At 45.8% G+C, this 16,765-nt stretch carries 13 protein-coding genes and 2 pseudogenes; 5 read left to right on the top strand and 10 right to left on the bottom strand.

Annotation, left to right across the window (positions count from 1 at the left end):
• Positions 1-234 precede the first annotated feature (234 nt).
• Positions 235-1,239: pseudogene (locus KJB05_RS13190) on the top strand (anti-phage deoxyguanosine triphosphatase); the annotation flags it as partial.
• A 20-nt stretch (positions 1,240-1,259) separates the two neighbouring features.
• Here KJB05_RS13190 and KJB05_RS13195 read toward each other — a convergent pair.
• The gene (locus KJB05_RS13195) at positions 1,260-1,877 is read right to left on the bottom strand and encodes a DTW domain-containing protein (RefSeq protein WP_208446093.1); all 618 of its coding nucleotides are present in this window, start codon (positions 1,875-1,877) and stop codon (positions 1,260-1,262) included.
• 3 nt (positions 1,878-1,880) lie between these two features.
• Between KJB05_RS13195 and rrtA the strand changes: the two genes are divergently transcribed.
• Positions 1,881-2,432, top strand: coding sequence for a rhombosortase (gene rrtA, locus KJB05_RS13200; RefSeq protein WP_208446094.1), 552 nt, complete (start codon positions 1,881-1,883; stop codon positions 2,430-2,432).
• Between the two features lie 122 nt (positions 2,433-2,554).
• Here rrtA and KJB05_RS13205 read toward each other — a convergent pair whose 3' ends face one another.
• From KJB05_RS13205 to KJB05_RS28955, 8 genes and pseudogenes are all read right to left on the bottom strand, one after another.
• Entirely contained in the window at positions 2,555-2,854 is a 300-nt protein-coding gene (locus tag KJB05_RS13205; protein WP_020196004.1) for a helix-hairpin-helix domain-containing protein, read from the bottom strand.
• A 146-nt stretch (positions 2,855-3,000) separates the two neighbouring features.
• Positions 3,001-4,860, bottom strand: coding sequence for a peptidylprolyl isomerase (gene ppiD / locus KJB05_RS13210; RefSeq protein ID WP_208446095.1), 1,860 nt, complete (start codon positions 4,858-4,860; stop codon positions 3,001-3,003).
• Positions 4,861-5,074: 214 nt separating this feature from the next.
• Positions 5,075-5,347 (bottom strand): HU family DNA-binding protein, encoded by a 273-nt coding sequence (locus KJB05_RS13215; RefSeq protein WP_005430934.1) that lies wholly within the window; start codon positions 5,345-5,347, stop codon positions 5,075-5,077.
• A 191-nt stretch (positions 5,348-5,538) separates the two neighbouring features.
• Complete coding sequence (gene lon / locus KJB05_RS13220) at positions 5,539-7,890, bottom strand: endopeptidase La (RefSeq protein ID WP_005437599.1); 2,352 nt, start codon at positions 7,888-7,890, stop codon at positions 5,539-5,541.
• Between the two features lie 130 nt (positions 7,891-8,020).
• On the bottom strand, positions 8,021-9,301 hold the full coding sequence (gene clpX, locus KJB05_RS13225; RefSeq protein ID WP_005430932.1) for an ATP-dependent protease ATP-binding subunit ClpX: 1,281 nt from the start codon (positions 9,299-9,301) through the stop codon (positions 8,021-8,023).
• Positions 9,302-9,372: 71 nt separating this feature from the next.
• A complete protein-coding gene (gene clpP / locus KJB05_RS13230) occupies positions 9,373-9,999 on the bottom strand; it encodes an ATP-dependent Clp endopeptidase proteolytic subunit ClpP (RefSeq protein WP_005430931.1) in 627 nt (208 codons plus the stop codon).
• Positions 10,000-10,104: 105 nt separating this feature from the next.
• A complete protein-coding gene (tig, locus tag KJB05_RS13235) occupies positions 10,105-11,409 on the bottom strand; it encodes a trigger factor (RefSeq protein ID WP_005437602.1) in 1,305 nt (434 codons plus the stop codon).
• Positions 11,410-11,683: 274 nt separating this feature from the next.
• Positions 11,684-11,896: pseudogene (locus tag KJB05_RS28955) on the bottom strand (hypothetical protein).
• A 41-nt stretch (positions 11,897-11,937) separates the two neighbouring features.
• On the opposite strand from KJB05_RS28955, the gene KJB05_RS13240 reads away from it, so the two are divergent.
• The 3 genes from KJB05_RS13240 to KJB05_RS28710 all read left to right on the top strand — a co-directional run bounded on the left by KJB05_RS13240 (position 11,938) and on the right by KJB05_RS28710 (position 15,345).
• A complete protein-coding gene (locus tag KJB05_RS13240) occupies positions 11,938-13,743 on the top strand; it encodes an ATP-binding protein (protein ID WP_208446096.1) in 1,806 nt (601 codons plus the stop codon).
• Positions 13,744-13,747: 4 nt separating this feature from the next.
• Entirely contained in the window at positions 13,748-15,085 is a 1,338-nt protein-coding gene (locus KJB05_RS13245) for a sigma-54 dependent transcriptional regulator (protein WP_208446097.1), read from the top strand.
• Between the two features lie 77 nt (positions 15,086-15,162).
• Positions 15,163-15,345 carry a hypothetical protein gene (locus KJB05_RS28710; protein ID WP_020196008.1) on the top strand — a complete coding sequence of 61 codons (183 nt, stop codon included), beginning with the start codon at positions 15,163-15,165 and terminating at the stop codon, positions 15,343-15,345.
• 56 nt (positions 15,346-15,401) lie between these two features.
• Here KJB05_RS28710 and KJB05_RS13250 read toward each other — a convergent pair whose 3' ends face one another.
• On the bottom strand, positions 15,402-16,763 hold the full coding sequence (locus tag KJB05_RS13250) for a TRAP transporter large permease (RefSeq protein ID WP_208446098.1): 1,362 nt from the start codon (positions 16,761-16,763) through the stop codon (positions 15,402-15,404).
• Positions 16,764-16,765 lie beyond the last annotated feature (2 nt).

Here is a 16,765-nt window from a genome sequence, read left to right on the forward strand (position 1 = left end):
ACCGCAAGAATTCGTAAGTCGTTATCCTATCATCCAGTATCCAACCGTGAAATCAGAAGTGATGTGTTTTAGAAAGTACATTTCTATATTCTGACTTTTCTACGAAGTTTATATAGAAAAAAGTGATGCGAAGTTATGTTTTAAGCTTCAAAAATACAAATCACTTTTTGTCACATCAATCCCTTCATATATCTAAGTTTATATTAAGTGAGTTGAAATATATTTTCATATACCGGTAACCCACCCTATGGTCATGGTGGCGAAGTCGCGCTGAACTACATGATGCGTGAACATGGCGGCTTTGAAGGCAATGCCCAGACGTTTCGTATTGTCACCAAGCTAGAGCCATACACCGAACACTTTGGCATGAACTTATCACGCCGCGCCTTACTCGGTTTGATTAAATACCCTGCTCTGCTCAGTCAAACAAGAGCGCTTTGCATGCCCGAACCTGTCGAGCATCAACGCAAACTCAAAGCCAAAGACTGGAGCCCCGCAAAAGGCCTTTATGACTGTGATAAAGACTTGTTTGATTGGGTCATTGCACCACTGACGGACAATGACAAAGCCCTGTTGAGTCAAATGCGCTGTCGTCCGGAGTCAGACCTAGAACACTGTAAAACCCGCTTTAAATCGCTCGACTGCTCGATCATGGAACTTGCGGACGATATCGCTTACGGCGTACATGATTTGGAAGATGCTATAGTGCTTGGCATGGTCACTCGCCAGCAATGGCAAGAAGGTGCAGCCAGTCAATTAGCGGATTGTGGTGACCCGTGGTTTGAGGAGCATATTGGTTCTATCGGACAAATGCTCTTTAGCGGCAAACATCACCAACGTAAAGATGCGATTGGTGGCATGGTGAATGCGCTGTTGACCAGTATTTCAATCAAAGTGGTGGATGAGCCATTTAATAACCCGCTCTTAGCTTGGAATGCCTGTTTAGAGCCACACATGGCCAAAGCACTAGAAGTACTCAAACACTTCGTGAGCCAATATGTGATTCAAGTGCATCAAGTACAGATCGTAGAGTACAAAGGCCAGCAGATCATCATGGATTTGTTTGAAGCTCTAAGTGCGGACCCTGAGCGTCTGCTGCCACCGCACACTCGCTCACTATGGCAAGAAGCAAGCTGCGAAAGCGCAAAGATGCGCGTGATTGCAGATTACATCTCAGCAATGACCGATGGCCACGCACAAAAGCTGCATCGACAGCTGTTCTCTTCAATAGTCCTTTAGAGAAGTACTCTATCGCTTCGCTACTCGTCTTTCAGATAGTTCTTTTCAAACACGCCCGGAGGCATCTGGGCAATTTGAAACTCGATCATATTCTCAAACGCCGTTAGCAAAGGCGTGAAATCTTTCCCAGACTCCATCAAGCTCAGAGCATGAAAGCCGGCTTCCACTGTTGATAAGCTGTTGTTCGATGGTGCCTTACGAATGGTGTAATGACCTTGCAGATCCTCTGGCAGTTTAACCGTTGGGGTAGAATGCAAGTTGGTCGAAAGTTGCCACATCTTGTAGGCTTTCTTCCAAGTACCATCGAGTAAAATCAAACGTATTTTCTTATCTACCGTCTCACCAACCGTCGCCAACTCTGAAAGGCACAACGAGTGTTCTGAAGGGTAAAGAATGAAATGCTGGTAAGCGTCGTCCTCAAGCAACGTATTCAACGCTTCATTGTTAGAAAAGTCTTCTCCAATCAGGCAAGTACAATGATTTAGGCTCAAATTGAGAATCCGTGCCGTACCAAGAGGACGATGTTCTTCACTCGTATGCTGAAGGATGATAAGTTCAACCTCGTTTGCTAGCGGTACAATCCATTGGCAAATACAAGCTTTGCGCGACTTTCCACACTGAGAACAATAACGAGACATAGAGTGAACCTTTATACATTGCTGAGCATCATCAGCGTTATCTGTTTAATACTGCAATTCGAACCAATGGCAAGCCTAACCGAATGGCACGCTTACAATATACGCCATGGCGAATGGTGGCGAATCGTAACAGGAAATCTGACGCATACCAACTTTGCTCACCTAGGGATGAATTTAGCGGGCTTATGGGTAATTGGATTCATCTTTCGCCCTTCGGTGCGTAACTTCTCTATCGTCTTTCTTGCCCTATGTACCTTCGTCGGTGCAATGAACTTATTCACTAATATGTCGGTTTACGTTGGACTGTCTGGTGTGCTGCACGGATTGTTTGGTTTCTGGGCTCTGGCAGAGGTTTTCGACGGTAGAAGAAGCAGTTTAGTACTGGTAGGCGGTTTAATTGCAAAAGTCGCTTGGGAGCAGTTCTACGGCCCTTCAACAAGCACGGCGGCAATGATTGGTGCTCGCGTCGCTGTTGATGCTCACCTATTTGGTGCTATCGGGGGTATGGGCATGGCTTGGCTAGAAAAACTAACGCATCGTCGTATATTCGGTTAATACGCTTCAATCTGAGTGAGCACAAACCTCGATAAAACAAAAAATCCCGAACCAGAAAAACGCTTTGGTTCGGGAAAGCAGTAATAGGAAACAGAACTTCGCTTTTCAAATCAAAGCGTGAATCAAAGTAAGATACGATCTTGGTTCTTTTTCACCGTCGCTTCACCAATGCCTTTCACTTTGCTTAAGTCCGCTGCGGTTTTAAATGGGCCATGTTCATTTCGGTACTCAACAATGTCTTGCGCTTTTTTCGTCCCAATACCATTCAGTAGTGTCGCAATTTCTTCCGCGGAAGCCGTATTCACATTAACGGTGATTTCAATGCCTTCATACTTGGCCGCTTTTGTCGTTACCGACTTGCCTTCTTCCGCCCAACTCATTGGCGCCAATAGCAGCAAGCACAGTGTTAACATCCATTTCATTTGAGTGTTCTCCCCTAAATCGAATTATCAAAAACGAGGATCACTCTAGGAAAAGTGTTGCTGTCATAGAAGTTGGTTCAGACAAAAATAAAACGGGCCGCTAATGCGACCCGTTTTAGTTAACATGCAAATTACATCAGTAATGCTTAGTTGCTCACAACAAAGTATTCGATGTCAGTGTTTGCGCGCAGTACCGCGATTACTGAAGAAAGGTCTAGCTGAGAAGAAGCACGTTGCATTTGTGTCGCAACTTGCTCTTCTAGAGCGCTGTCTAGCTCTGCGTGAACCGCGTCTAGCTCAACAACCACAATATTGCCTTCTAGGTCTTTCGACTGGCCGTATACAGGCTTACCATCGATTGGTTTCGCCATCGCAAATACTGTTGATGCTAGCGGAGAACGACGGTCTACAGACTCTTGCTCACCAAACGTTAGGTTGTTTTCAGCAAGAATGTCTTTGTTACCTTCTTTCAGAGCCGCAACGACTTTAGTACCTAGTTCGATTGCGCCTTGCTCACCTTTAACGCGAGATAGCTCAGCAACCACTTGGTCTTTCACTTCGTCTAGAGGAAGTACAGTCTCATCACGAGCATCTTCAACGCGAACAACAATGATGTGCTCTGGTGCAACTTCGATTGCTTCAGAGTTTAGGCCATCTTCTTTCACTTCAGGGCTTAGAATCGCTTGCATTACCGCTTGGTTCTTCAGCACTTCTGGAGCATCAGCTTGAGAGATGAAGTCTGTTGTCTTCACTTTTTGGCCAACAGCTTTAGATGCGTCATCTAGAGAATCAGGGAACTCAAACGCCACTTTTTCAAGTTCGTTTTGTAGTTCGTAGAATTGATCAACCGCTTTCTGGTCAATCATCTCTTGTTTGATTTCAGCCGCAACTTCTGAGTAAGGCTTAGCAACCGCACCTTTTAGCTCTTCAAGCTTGATGATGTGGTAACCGAAGTCAGACTTCACTAGGCCAGTCATGTCACCTGGATTCTTAAGAGCAAATGCCGCTTCTTCGAATGCAGGGTCCATTACATCGCGCTCAATCCAACCTAGGTCGCCGCCGTTTTCTGCGCTACCAAAGTCGTCTGATTTTTCTTTCGCTACTGTTGCGAAGTCAGCGCCTGCGTTTAGCTCGTCAAGAATCGCTTGTGCTTTCGCTTCGTCATCACCCTCAACAAGGATGTGCGCTACGCGACGTTGCTCTTCTGTAGAGTACTTGTCTAGGTGCTCGTCGTAGTATTTCTTAACGTCTTCGTCAGAAACTTGAACTTGCTTCTTAAGCTCTTCAGCTGAAAGCTCAATGTAAGCAACTTTAACTTGCTCAGGACGAGTGAACATGTCTGGGTTTGCTTTGTAGTAGTCTTGAATTTCTTCATCAGTCAAATCTACTTTCTTAGCAAACTCATTCAAATCGATAGTGATTGTGCGAACGTCACGAGTTTGAGTGAACAGTTTACCTTCTGCCTGAACTTCGCCAGGTAGTGTGAATTCACTTGTTTGAAGTGCGTTCAATAGTTGCTCACGAACCAATTCACGGCGCATGTACTCTGCAAATGAGTCTGGAGAGAAACCAGCACGACGCAGAGACGCTTGGTAAATGTCTTGATCAAATTGACCGTTAGATTGGAACTGAGGCATGTCTAGAATCATGCTACGTACTTGTGCATCGCTAATGCGTAGACCAAGCGCTTCTGCTTGTTGGTCAAGCAGCACGTCGTTGATCATGCGATCTAGAACAGATTTGCGGAAAGATTCAACGTATGCAGGGTCAGCCAGCATTTGAGAGAAGTAATCACCCAATTGAGCTTGCATGCGGTTGCGCTCATTTTGGTATGCCATCTCGAACTCACCACGAGCAATCTCGGTGTTACCTACTTTCGCTGCTGAGTTGTTGTTGCCACCAACGATGTAGCTACCTACACCTGCAAATACGAAAGATAGGATGATAAGTCCAAGGATAATTTTGACCGCGATGCTGTTCACGCCTTCGCGTAGTCGATCCATCATAATTTAACTGCTCTCCACAATTGAAGCCGACTGCTTCTAATAGAAAATGTAATGTCGCGATAATATCAGAAAAAGAAATGCGCATCAGTAGGATGCGCATAATTTAAAAAAGTTCGGCTCTTAGTTTGTAAATTTTTGTTCAAATTTGACTATTTGAGCAAAAGTTATGCAATGGCCGTCAGCAGAACTAGCTTTGTATCGGTGACACAAAGAATTAGTTACAAGCGTCTTTTAGAGCTTTACCAGCTTTGAAAGAAGGTACTTTAGCTTCTGCGATTTGGATTTCTTCACCAGTTTTTGGGTTACGACCTGTGCGTGCTGCACGAGTACGTACGCTGAACGTACCGAAGCCAACAAGAGCAACTTGGTCACCAGACTGAAGCGTACCACTTACTGCTTCGATGAATGCGTCTAGAGCGCGACCAGCTGATGCTTTAGAGATGTCTGCGTTTTCTGCGATTTGTTCTACTAGTTGAGTTTTATTCACTGTGATTTCCCCTTTGTGTCATCTGTGATTATTTTTGTGATGACGTTCGTTCCATAATTAAGAAAATATGCTCCACCCCTTATTCTTCAAGGGCTGGAAGCTATCGAACTTAACTTAGCCTCCAAAAAAAACGCTGACAAGCCTTTTTAGGCCTATCAGCGTAAAGTTTTACTTATTTTTGCTGCACATCACTATTTTTGAGACTCAAACTCAACGCCTGTCGGGTCTCGCTCTAGTGCAACTTTAAGAACTTCGTCGATCCACTGTACTGGGATAACCTGCAGATCCGCGATAACATTTTCTGGAATCTCTTCCAAATCACGCTCGTTGTCCTTCGGAATCAGTACGGTTTTGATGCCACCACGGTGTGCCGCAAGTAACTTCTCTTTTAGACCGCCGATAGGTAGAACTTCACCACGTAGCGTGATCTCACCTGTCATACCCACTTCTGCTTTTACAGGGTTACCCGTCAAGCTAGAAACCAGTGCTGTACACATTGCGATACCCGCACTTGGGCCATCTTTTGGTGTCGCACCTTCAGGTACGTGTACGTGGATATCACGTTTCTCGTAGAAGTCTGAGTTGATACCCAGTTTCTCGGCACGTGAACGAACAACCGTCATTGCAGCTTGGATAGACTCTTTCATAACGTCGCCAAGAGAACCGGTTTGCGTTAGCTTACCTTTACCTGGCATCGCTTCCGTTTCGATCGTAAGAAGGTCACCACCCACTTGTGTCCAAGCTAGGCCAGTTACTTGACCGATACGGTTACTGTCATCCGCTTTACCGAAATCATGACGTTGAACACCTAAGTATTCTTTTAGGTTTTCCATCGTAACTGTCACTGACTTCAAGCTCGTATCCAGCAGGATGTTTTTCACTGCTTTACGACAGATCTTAGAAATCTCGCGCTCTAGGCTACGTACACCCGCTTCACGCGTGTAATAACGGATAATGCCGATGATTGCAGAATCTTCGATGGTAATTTCGTTTGGCTTCAGACCATTACGCTTAACTTGTTTATCAACAAGGTGACGTTTTGCGATGTTTAGTTTCTCGTCTTCTGTGTAACCAGACAGACGAATCACTTCCATACGGTCTAGTAGAGGACCAGGAATATCCATCGAGTTAGACGTCGCAACGAACATAACGTCAGATAGATCGTAATCTACCTCTAGGTAATGGTCGTTAAACGCGTTGTTTTGTTCTGGGTCTAGAACTTCCAATAGTGCTGAAGATGGATCGCCACGCATGTCTGAAGACATCTTGTCGATTTCATCCAGAAGGAACAGTGGGTTTTTCACGCCTACTTTCGACATCTTCTGAATAAGTTTGCCTGGTAGCGAACCAATGTATGTACGACGGTGACCGCGGATTTCAGCCTCATCACGTACACCACCCAGTGCCATGCGCGTGTACTTACGACCCGTTGCCGCTGCAATAGAGCGACCTAGCGATGTTTTACCAACACCAGGAGGACCAACAAGACAAAGGATTGGACCTTTCAGTTTGTTGATACGGTTTTGTACCGCCAAGTACTCAAGAATACGTTCTTTAACGCGCTCTAGGCCGTAGTGGTCTTCGTTCAGAATCTCTTCTGCTTTCGCAAGATTCTTCTTAACTTTAGAACGCTTGTTCCAAGGCACGCTTACCATCCAATCGATGTAGCTGCGTACCACTGTCGCTTCTGCAGACATTGGAGACATCATCTTAAGCTTTTGCAGCTCTTGCTCTGTCTTTTCACGCGCGTCCTGAGGCATTTTAGATTCTTCAATCTTTTGCTTCAGTGTCTCGAATTCGTCAGGCGCATCTTCCATCTCGCCAAGTTCTTTCTGAATCGCTTTCATTTGCTCATTCAGGTAGTACTCGCGCTGAGATTTTTCCATCTGCTTCTTAACACGACCGCGGATGCGTTTCTCAACTTGAAGAAGATCGATCTCTGATTCCATCTGGCCCATCAGGAACTCTAGACGCTCAGTTACATCAATTATTTCAAGTACTTGTTGTTTGTCTACAAGCTTAAGAGGCATGTGCGCTGCAATGGTATCTGCTAGGCGCGCTGCTTCGTCAATACCGCTAAGCGAAGTTAGCACTTCTGGCGGGATCTTTTTGTTTAGCTTGATGAAGCCTTCAAATTGGTTGATCGCGCTGCGAACAATCACTTCTTGCTCACGCTCTTCAAGTTCAGGCGTTACCACAAACTCTGCCTCAGCAAGGAAGAATTCGCTTTCTTTAAAGTGGTTGATCTTCGCGCGTTGCTGACCTTCAACCAGCACTTTAACCGTGCCGTCAGGTAGCTTAAGAAGTTGGAGGATGGTTGCAACTGTACCTACTTCAAATAGGTCGTCAACCGTCGGCTCATCAGTGTCCGCTTGCTTTTGTGCCACAAGCAGAACTTGTTTGTTTGTTTCCATCGCTGTTTCTAGACAGCTAATCGATTTTTCACGACCAACAAACAATGGAATAACCATGTGTGGGTAGACCACTACGTCACGTAGAGGTAATACCGGGATCTCGATACGCTCGGAACGTTCCAAGTTCATATAATTCTCTCTTCCGCTTTCACGTTTAACGTATTACTTAAGGCAGTATATGGGGTCTAATTATTTGGATTCAATAAGAGAAATAAAAAAAGGAGGTAATTACTTACCTCCTTTCTATTCATGGCTGAATTTACTCTGCTCCAGCAGCCTGATTGTCGGCGTTGCTGTAAATGAGCAATGGTTCTGATTCACCGTTAATCACTGATTCATCAATCACGACTTTACTTACGTCCGTCGCTGATGGTAGTTCATACATGGTTTCTAGCAGAACGCTTTCTAAGATTGAGCGTAGACCACGAGCACCCGTTTTACGCTCCATTGCTTTCTTAGCGATAGCACGTAGCGCGTCTTCACGGAACTCAAGTTCAGCGTCTTCTAGTTCGAACAATGCTGCGTATTGCTTGGTCAGTGCGTTCTTCGGTTCACATAGGATCTGAATTAGCGCTTCTTCATCAAGCTCAGTCAGTGTTGTTGTTACTGGTAGACGACCGATAAACTCAGGGATCAGGCCGTATTTCACTAGATCTTCAGGCTCCACCTGAGTAAATAGTTCACCGACTGTTTTGGTTTCGTTCTTAGAGCGCACTTCTGCGCCAAAACCAATACCTGTGCCTGTCGCTACACGCTGTTCAATCACTTTATCTAGGCCAGCAAATGCACCACCACAGATGAACAGGATCTTAGACGTGTCCACTTGTAGGAATTCTTGCTGTGGATGCTTACGACCACCTTGTGGTGGAACCGATGCAACCGTACCTTCGATAAGTTTTAGTAGCGCCTGCTGAACACCTTCACCAGATACGTCACGCGTAATAGATGGGTTTTCAGCTTTACGAGAAATCTTGTCAATTTCGTCAATGTATACAATGCCGCGTTCAGCCTTCGCTACATCGTAATCACATTTTTGCAGAAGCTTCTGGATGATGTTTTCAACGTCTTCACCTACGTAACCAGCTTCGGTTAGTGTGGTAGCGTCGGCCATTGTAAATGGTACATCCAAGAATCGAGCTAGCGTCTCAGCAAGCAGAGTTTTACCACTACCCGTTGGACCAATTAGAAGGATGTTACTCTTACCAAGCTCCACACCTTCGCTCGTTGTATCACCATTGCGTAAACGCTTGTAGTGGTTATATACCGCAACTGCGAGCACTTTTTTCGCGTAATCTTGTCCGATCACATAGTCATCAAGGTGTTCACGGATCTGTTTTGGCGTTGGTAACGCTTCAGATTCTTTCTTAGGGAGAACATCCTTGATTTCTTCGCGAATGATATCGTTACATAAGTCGACACACTCGTCGCAAATGTAAACTGACGGACCTGCGATTAGCTTGCGAACTTCGTGCTGACTTTTGCCACAGAAAGAGCAGTACAGCAATTTGCCGCTGCCGCTTTCTTTGCTTTTATCTGTCATTCGCTAACCTCTTAGCCTTTACTCTTTATGAATGAGTGTATATCAAATTTAGCCAAAATGCGCTGGCTAAATTACTCGCCGCGGTGGCTCAACACTGCATCCACAATACCGTATTCTACAGCCTGATCTGCCGACATGAAGTTATCACGATCAGTATCGCGTTCAATCACTTCAAGAGGCTGGCCTGTATGCTCTGCCAATAGGTTGTTTAGCTTCTGCTTGATGGTCAGGATTTCCTGAGCATGGATTTGGATATCAGAAGCCTGACCTTGGAAGCCACCAAGTGGTTGGTGGATCATCACACGTGAGTTAGGCAGAACGTAACGCTTACCCGGCGCACCACCTGCAAGCAGGAACGCACCCATTGAGCAAGCTTGACCCATACATACTGTGCTCACATTTGGCTTGATGAACTGCATGGTGTCGTAAATAGACATACCTGCTGTTACGCTGCCGCCTGGTGAGTTGATGTATAGGAAAATATCTTTATCTGGATTTTCAGATTCTAGGAAAAGTAGCTGAGCCACGACAAGGTTTGCCATGTGGTCTTCCACTTGACCGGTTAAAAAGATCACGCGCTCTTTAAGCAAGCGTGAGTAAATGTCGTAAGAGCGTTCGCCGCGGGAAGTTTGTTCAACCACCATTGGCACTAGCGCGTCAATAATTGGCGACATTGCATTTTTTTCTTGGTAGCTCATATTCTTATGTCCCTAAAATAAATGGCCCGGATGATGTGTATCATACGGACCATTGTTAGCAGAATAGTCGACGTTAAGTCAACCTTCTACGCAAGATATTGCTTATTAAGCAGCAGGTTGTTGGTTAAGTAGCTCGTTGAAGCTTACTTCTTTCTCAGTAACCTGTGCTTTAGCGATGATCGCGTCGATTGCTTGCTCTTCTAGAGCAACGTTACGCATGTTGTTCATCATTTGCTCGTTTTGCTCGTAGTAAGCAATAACTTCTGATGGATCTTCGTAAGCTGTTGCCATCTCTTCGATTAGCGCTTTAACTTTCTCGTCGTCAGCTTTTAGCTCTTCAGACTTGATTACTTCACCTAGAAGAAGACCAACTACAACGCGACGTTTAGCTTGCTCTTCGAACAGTTCACGTGGAAGCTGTGCAGCTGCTTCTGGGTTGCCACCGAAGCGTTGAGAAGCTTGTTGACGAAGAACTTGGATTTCTTGGTCGATAAGTGCAGCTGGTACGTCGATTTCGTTTTGCTCAACTAGACCGTCGATAGCTTGCTCTTTGATGCGGTTCTTAACAGCTTGCTTAAGTTCGCGCTCCATGTTCTTACGAACTTCAGCTTTAAGTGCTTCAACGCCACCTTCAGCAACACCGAACTTAGAAACGAACTCGTCGTTTAGTTCTGGTAGTTCACGAGCTTCAACTTTGTTCACTTTGATTGCGAACTTAGCTGCTTTACCTTTTAGGTTTTCAGCGTGGTAATCTTCTGGGAAGTTTACGTCGATTTCGAATTCCATACCTTTAGTTTTACCTTCGATACCGTCTTCGAAACCTGGGATCATGCGACCAGCGCCCATTTCTAGTGGGAAGTTCTCAGCTTTACCGCCTTCGAACTCTTCACCGTCGATAGAACCAACGAAGTCGATGCTCACGCGCTTACCAGCTTCTGCAGCTTCTTCAACTTCTGCCCAAGTAGCTTGTTGCTTACGTAGAGTTTCGATCATCTCTTCTACGTCTGCATCGTTAACTTCTGTTGTTGGTTTTTCAACAGTGATGCTTTCTAGGCCTTTTAGTTCAACTTCTGGGTAAACTTCGAAAGTTGCAGTGAATACTAGATCTGCGCCTTCGTTGTTTTCAACTGGAGCGAAAGTTGGTGCGCCAGCTGGGTTGATTTTCTCTTTTACGATCGCTTCGATGAAGTGACGTTGCATAACTTCACCAAGAACGTCTTGACGTACTGCTTTGCCGTACATCTTAGCAACCATTTTTAGAGGCACTTTACCCTTACGGAAACCATCGAAACGACGGTTTTTAGCGATGTTGCGTAGTTCAGCTGTTACAGCGTCTTCGATGTTTGCAGCTGGAACAGTAATGTTTAGACGGCGCTCTAGGCCTTCTAGCGTTTCAACAGTAACTTGCATTATATATAAACCTCTAAAGTGGCCCGGTCTTCCCGAGCGTATGAGCGAGACTCTGTGAGTTCACGCTTCATCCTTGTGTAGTGTCCTGTCCGAACACCTAATTTAAAATCGAGTATCGATGTTGAATCTCAACACCGGACTAATCAGTGATATCTTCGGCGTCATCACCAAAGGTATCTCCTATTAGCCTCAGGACAGAATTTTTAGACGCGACATTCTAGCGATCTGTCGCAACCCTGTCGAGCCAATAGCCACTATGTGGACATTGTCTGCGCTAAATTCTCGAATACCGACTCAAAAAATAGCGAAAAATGCGATTTAAATACCGCTTCAACGCTGCCAGCATATCTAGAATGGGGACAATAGCGACTTTTTCAAGAGAATCGACAGCTTTTTTTATTGAAAAGCCTAAAAAGAGATCTTGCTCTTGTTTTACTCCACAGAGTTGGAAACTAAATCCCTATTCATTCCTACAAACCATTAACATTTTCTTATGTGGTAAAAGGGAAGGTAGCAAGGAGCGTAAGGATGTCGCAAAGAAACCGTATTCTACTGATTTTTTTCGCCTTCTATTTCCTTTGCGCGTTCGCCGGCGGACATTGGGTTTGGAATGCCAGCTACCAGTCCTTGCTCGATAAACACCAATCCCAATTGGAACGTTTTTCTAGCCATATTCAAAACAAGTTAGACAAGTACGCCCACATCCCTCACCTGCTTTCAAAAGACGAACCGTTAGTTGAAGCGCTGCTCAATCCGAACAACAGCGCACAGCGAGAAATCACTAATCGGTACTTGGAGTCCGTCAATGATGTTATTGCTGCGGCGGACACTTATTTAATCGACAAATGGGGCACAACGATCGCAGCCAGTAACTGGCGTAAAGAGCGTTCGTTTATTGGCCGCAACTTCGCTTTCCGTCCTTACTTCAAACAGGCGATTATTGGTCAGCGAGCGGAATACTATGCACTGGGTTCTACCTCAGGAAAACGTGGCTACTACTACTCCTATCCTCTTGTGTATGCAGGAGGCGTTTTAGGCGTCGTTGTAGTCAAAATGGATTTAAGCAAGATAGAAGACAATTGGCAGCAGCCGAAAAGCATCTTTGTTGCGAGTGACCCAAACGGCATTATTTTTATGAGCAGTCGTAGTGATTGGCTTTTCAAAAGCTTACAGCCACTCGATGAACCAAAAGCTGCTGAAGTTTGGGCAAGTCGCCAGTATTTAGATACCACGATTGAATCTCTAGGTTTTGTTGGCGACATGGGGTTAACCCACACAGAGGCGAAGCAAGGCTACCCATACAACAAAGGCACCTTAGTGATCTCTTCTCTTCCTTTGAAAGATCTCAAACTCACGATTCGAGTATTGTCTCCAAAGCAGTCCGTGGTTTGGATAACGATGGGCTATTTGCTCGTCTTGACGCTTGTCTTCACTGTGTTGTTTTTGGTTGGTCAACTTATCTATCACCGCCAACAGCGTCACCTTCAACTTGAACGTATTCAACAAGAAGCCAATCAAAAGCTGGAATATCAAGTGATGGCTCGAACGGCCGAGTTACAAGCAGAGATTGCTCAACGAATTGAAACCGAACAAACCCTTCGTCTAACCCAAGATGAATTGGTGCAAGCAGCGAAACTGGCGGTGTTGGGACAAATGTCAGCCAGCATCAGTCATGAACTCAACAACCCATTAGCAGCCATTCGCAGCTTCGCTGAGAACGGTAAGTTGTTCCTAGAAAAAGAAAAATTCGAACGTGTCGAGGACAACCTCACTCGCATTTCTGCCCTTACCGACCGGATGGCGAACATCAGCCAGCAGTTGCGTTCTTTTGCCAAGAAAACCAGTGGCAATGAATTGGTACACACTCACCTATTGCCGATTATCGCTTCAGTAAAAGAGTTGATGAAACCAGCACTGAAATCAGCTCGCGTAACCTTGGATACGAATTTGCTGGAGCAGGATGTAGAAGTGCAGATCAATACCATCCAGTTAGAACAAGTGTTAGTAAACTTACTCACCAATGCGATAGAGGCGCTTAAGGAGCGTGACGACAAACAAGTTGTGCTCTCTGTAGAGCAAGACAGCGAGGCCAAACTCGTCTGGATTCATGTGGATGACAACGGCACAGGACTTGGCGATTTTACCCTTTCAGAACTGTGTGAACCTTTCCTCACCAACAAACAAAACGGCTTGGGGTTGGGGCTTTCTATCTCACAACAAATCTTAGCCGGAATGAACGGCAAATTAAGCGCTCAGAATCGAGAACAAGGCGGTGCTCGATTCTCACTCTGCTTACCTATTGTTTCACCAATCGCCGCACAACCAGAAGGATGAGACCATGTGTCAGGTGTTTTTTATTGACGACGAAACCGATCTCAGACTCGCCATCGAGCAAACCTTTGAACTGGCGGATATCAATGCCAAGTTTTTCCCGGATGCAGAATCGGCTTTAATTGCGATGCAGCAAGGCGAAGAAGTTGGCGTCGTGGTAACCGATATCTGTTTGCCGGGCATTTCTGGTATGGATTTGCTGACCACACTCACTCAGCGCGATTCACACCTACCCGTCATCATGATCACCGGACATGGTGATATTTCTATGGCAGTGCAAGCCCTCCATCAAGGCGCTTACGACTTTATTGAGAAACCTTTTGCGCCAGAACATTTGGTGGAAACCGTTAAACGGGCAATCGAGAAGCGCAAGCTAACCAATGAAAATGAAAAACTGCGCCAGTCACTCAAAGCCAGTAAAACCCTTGGCCCGCGAATCATTGGCGAAACCGCAAGTATCCAAATGCTGCGTGAAACTATCACTCACATTGCCGATACCGATGCGGATATATTGCTGTTTGGAGAAACGGGCACAGGTAAAGAGCTGATTGCCCGTTCATTGCATGAGCAAAGCGCTCGTCGCAACCATAACTTTGTCGCCGTAAACTGCGGCGCCGTACCAGAAAATCTGATTGAGAGCGAGTTGTACGGGCACGAGAAAGGTGCATTTACTGGAGCAGAAAGTCGCCGAATTGGTAAGTTTGAATTTGCTCAGGGCGGCACACTGTTTTTGGATGAAATCGAATCTATGCCGATTCAGGCACAAATCCGTTTGCTACGGGTGCTTCAAGAAAGAGTGATTGAGCGTGTCGGCTCCAACGAATTGCTGCCGTTGGATATTCGCGTCATTGCCGCAACTAAGGTCGACTTAAAACAAGCCGCAGAGGAAGGAGCATTTCGTCAGGATCTCTATTATCGCCTTAATGTGGTCACGCTCGATCTACCTCCAATGCGCCAGCGCAAAGAGGATATTCCTGCGCTGTTCCATCACTTTTTATTGGTTGCCGCATCTCGTTACGGAAAAACCTCTCCCAGCCTCTCCTCACAAGATTTGACTCAATTAATGGCGCATGATTGGCCGGGTAACGTGCGCGAATTACGAAATGCGGCTGAACGGTTTGTCCTACTGGGCAAATTAATCCAATTGGGAGATACCGCCTCGACCTCACCATCTTCATCTAGCCTTGCTGAACAAGTGGCAGAATTTGAAAAAGCCGCGATAGAAAGTGCATTACTGGAGAACAGCGGCAGTATCAAACAAACCATGGAACAATTGAATGTGCCTCGAAAAACCCTGTACGACAAAATGCAACGCTATCAGATAGATAAGGATCTATATAAATAAAACGTCGTTTACGGTTTGTCGTTATATCCAACTTGAATCATACTTTTTGTAACAACGGATTGATGGTTCATACGGATATGACAGAGAAAATTAGAATCCCCGTTATCACCGATACCGTGATGATCGATGGGCATTATCAAGAAGAGAGGCGTTCGGGAGAAGACCGGCGTAAGAACAAAAAGAAGTGGCATGGTTACGAGCGTAGAGTGAAGCCTGACCCGCGCAGACCAACCTACAAATCAATAGACGAAGAGGTGTGACTAATCACACCTCTTTGGTTTTCATCAACAGCGAATTAGGTTTACTTTCTATTTCGTTACTTAGTGATGATTTCTGGTCCCATCAACGTCGTTGGCAGCCAAGTGGATACCCAAGGCACGTACGTTACGATAATGAGGAAGAGGAACATCACCGCCACCCATGGCAGTGCCGCTTTCACCACATTCATCATCGACATCTTCGCTACCCCTGCGGTCACAAACAAGTTTAGCCCTACAGGTGGCGTTATCATGCCTATCTCCATGTTCACCACCATCATGATGCCAAGGTGGATCGGGTCAATACCCAGTGCAATCGCGATTGGGAACACCAACGGCGCGACGATGATGAGCAAGCCAGACGGTTCCATAAACTGACCGCCAATCAGCAGCAACACGTTAACCACAATTAAGAAGGTAATCGGCCCAAGCCCCGCTGATAGCATAGATTCGGTGATCATTTGCGGGATGTGTTCTTCGGTAAGCACGTGTTTAAGAATCAAGGCATTAGCAATAATGAACAGCAACATGATGGTCAGCTTGCCTGCTTCATACAGTGTATGCTTGGTATCTTTATGAACAAAAGTTTGGAAGATCTTAACCAATGCAGGCTTTGTATTCTGCTTGTCAGCAAATGGCCCCATGTCTTTGTAGACAAAGTTGGCGATGAAGAATGAATACACCGCCGCTACCGCAGCAGCTTCTGTTGGCGTGAAGATACCGCCGTAGATACCACCAAGGATGATAACCACCAGCAATAAACCCCAGCTTGCGTCTTTGGCGGCATCGAAGGTTTCTTTCCAACCGACAAAAGGTTGTTTTGGCAGGTTCTTGATTCTCGCGGCAATGTAAATCGCGATCATCAACATCACACCCGCAAGCAAGCCCGGAATGACGCCACCAAGGAACATACGCCCAACCGACACATCCGTTGCGGCGGCATACACCACCATCACGATCGAAGGTGGGATCAAAATGCCCAGCGTGCCTGCATTACAGATAACACCCGCCGCAAACTCTTTCGAGTAACCATTCTTGATCATACCAGCGATAACGATGCTACCAATCGCCACTACCGTTGCAGGAGACGACCCCGATAGCGCAGCAAACATCATACATGCCACGACCGATGCCATGGCTAAACCGCCGCGGAACCAGCCGACAATAGCAATTGCAAAGCGGATAATGCGCTTGGCAACACCGCCGGTAGACATAAAGCTTGAGGCCAAAATAAAGAAAGGAATCGCTAACAAAGTGTAATGGCCAGCAAACGCGTTAAACAGTGTTTGGGCAACGGAAGCCAAAGACGCATCCGAGTGCATTAGTAAGAAAAGAATACTGGAAAGGCCCAGCGAGACAGCAATTGGCACACCGATCAGCATGAAGCCAATCACCATCAAGAATAAAAACAGAATATCCATGA

This window comes from Vibrio sp. B1ASS3, from assembly GCF_905175355.1.
Classification (GTDB): domain Bacteria; phylum Pseudomonadota; class Gammaproteobacteria; order Enterobacterales; family Vibrionaceae; genus Vibrio; species Vibrio owensii.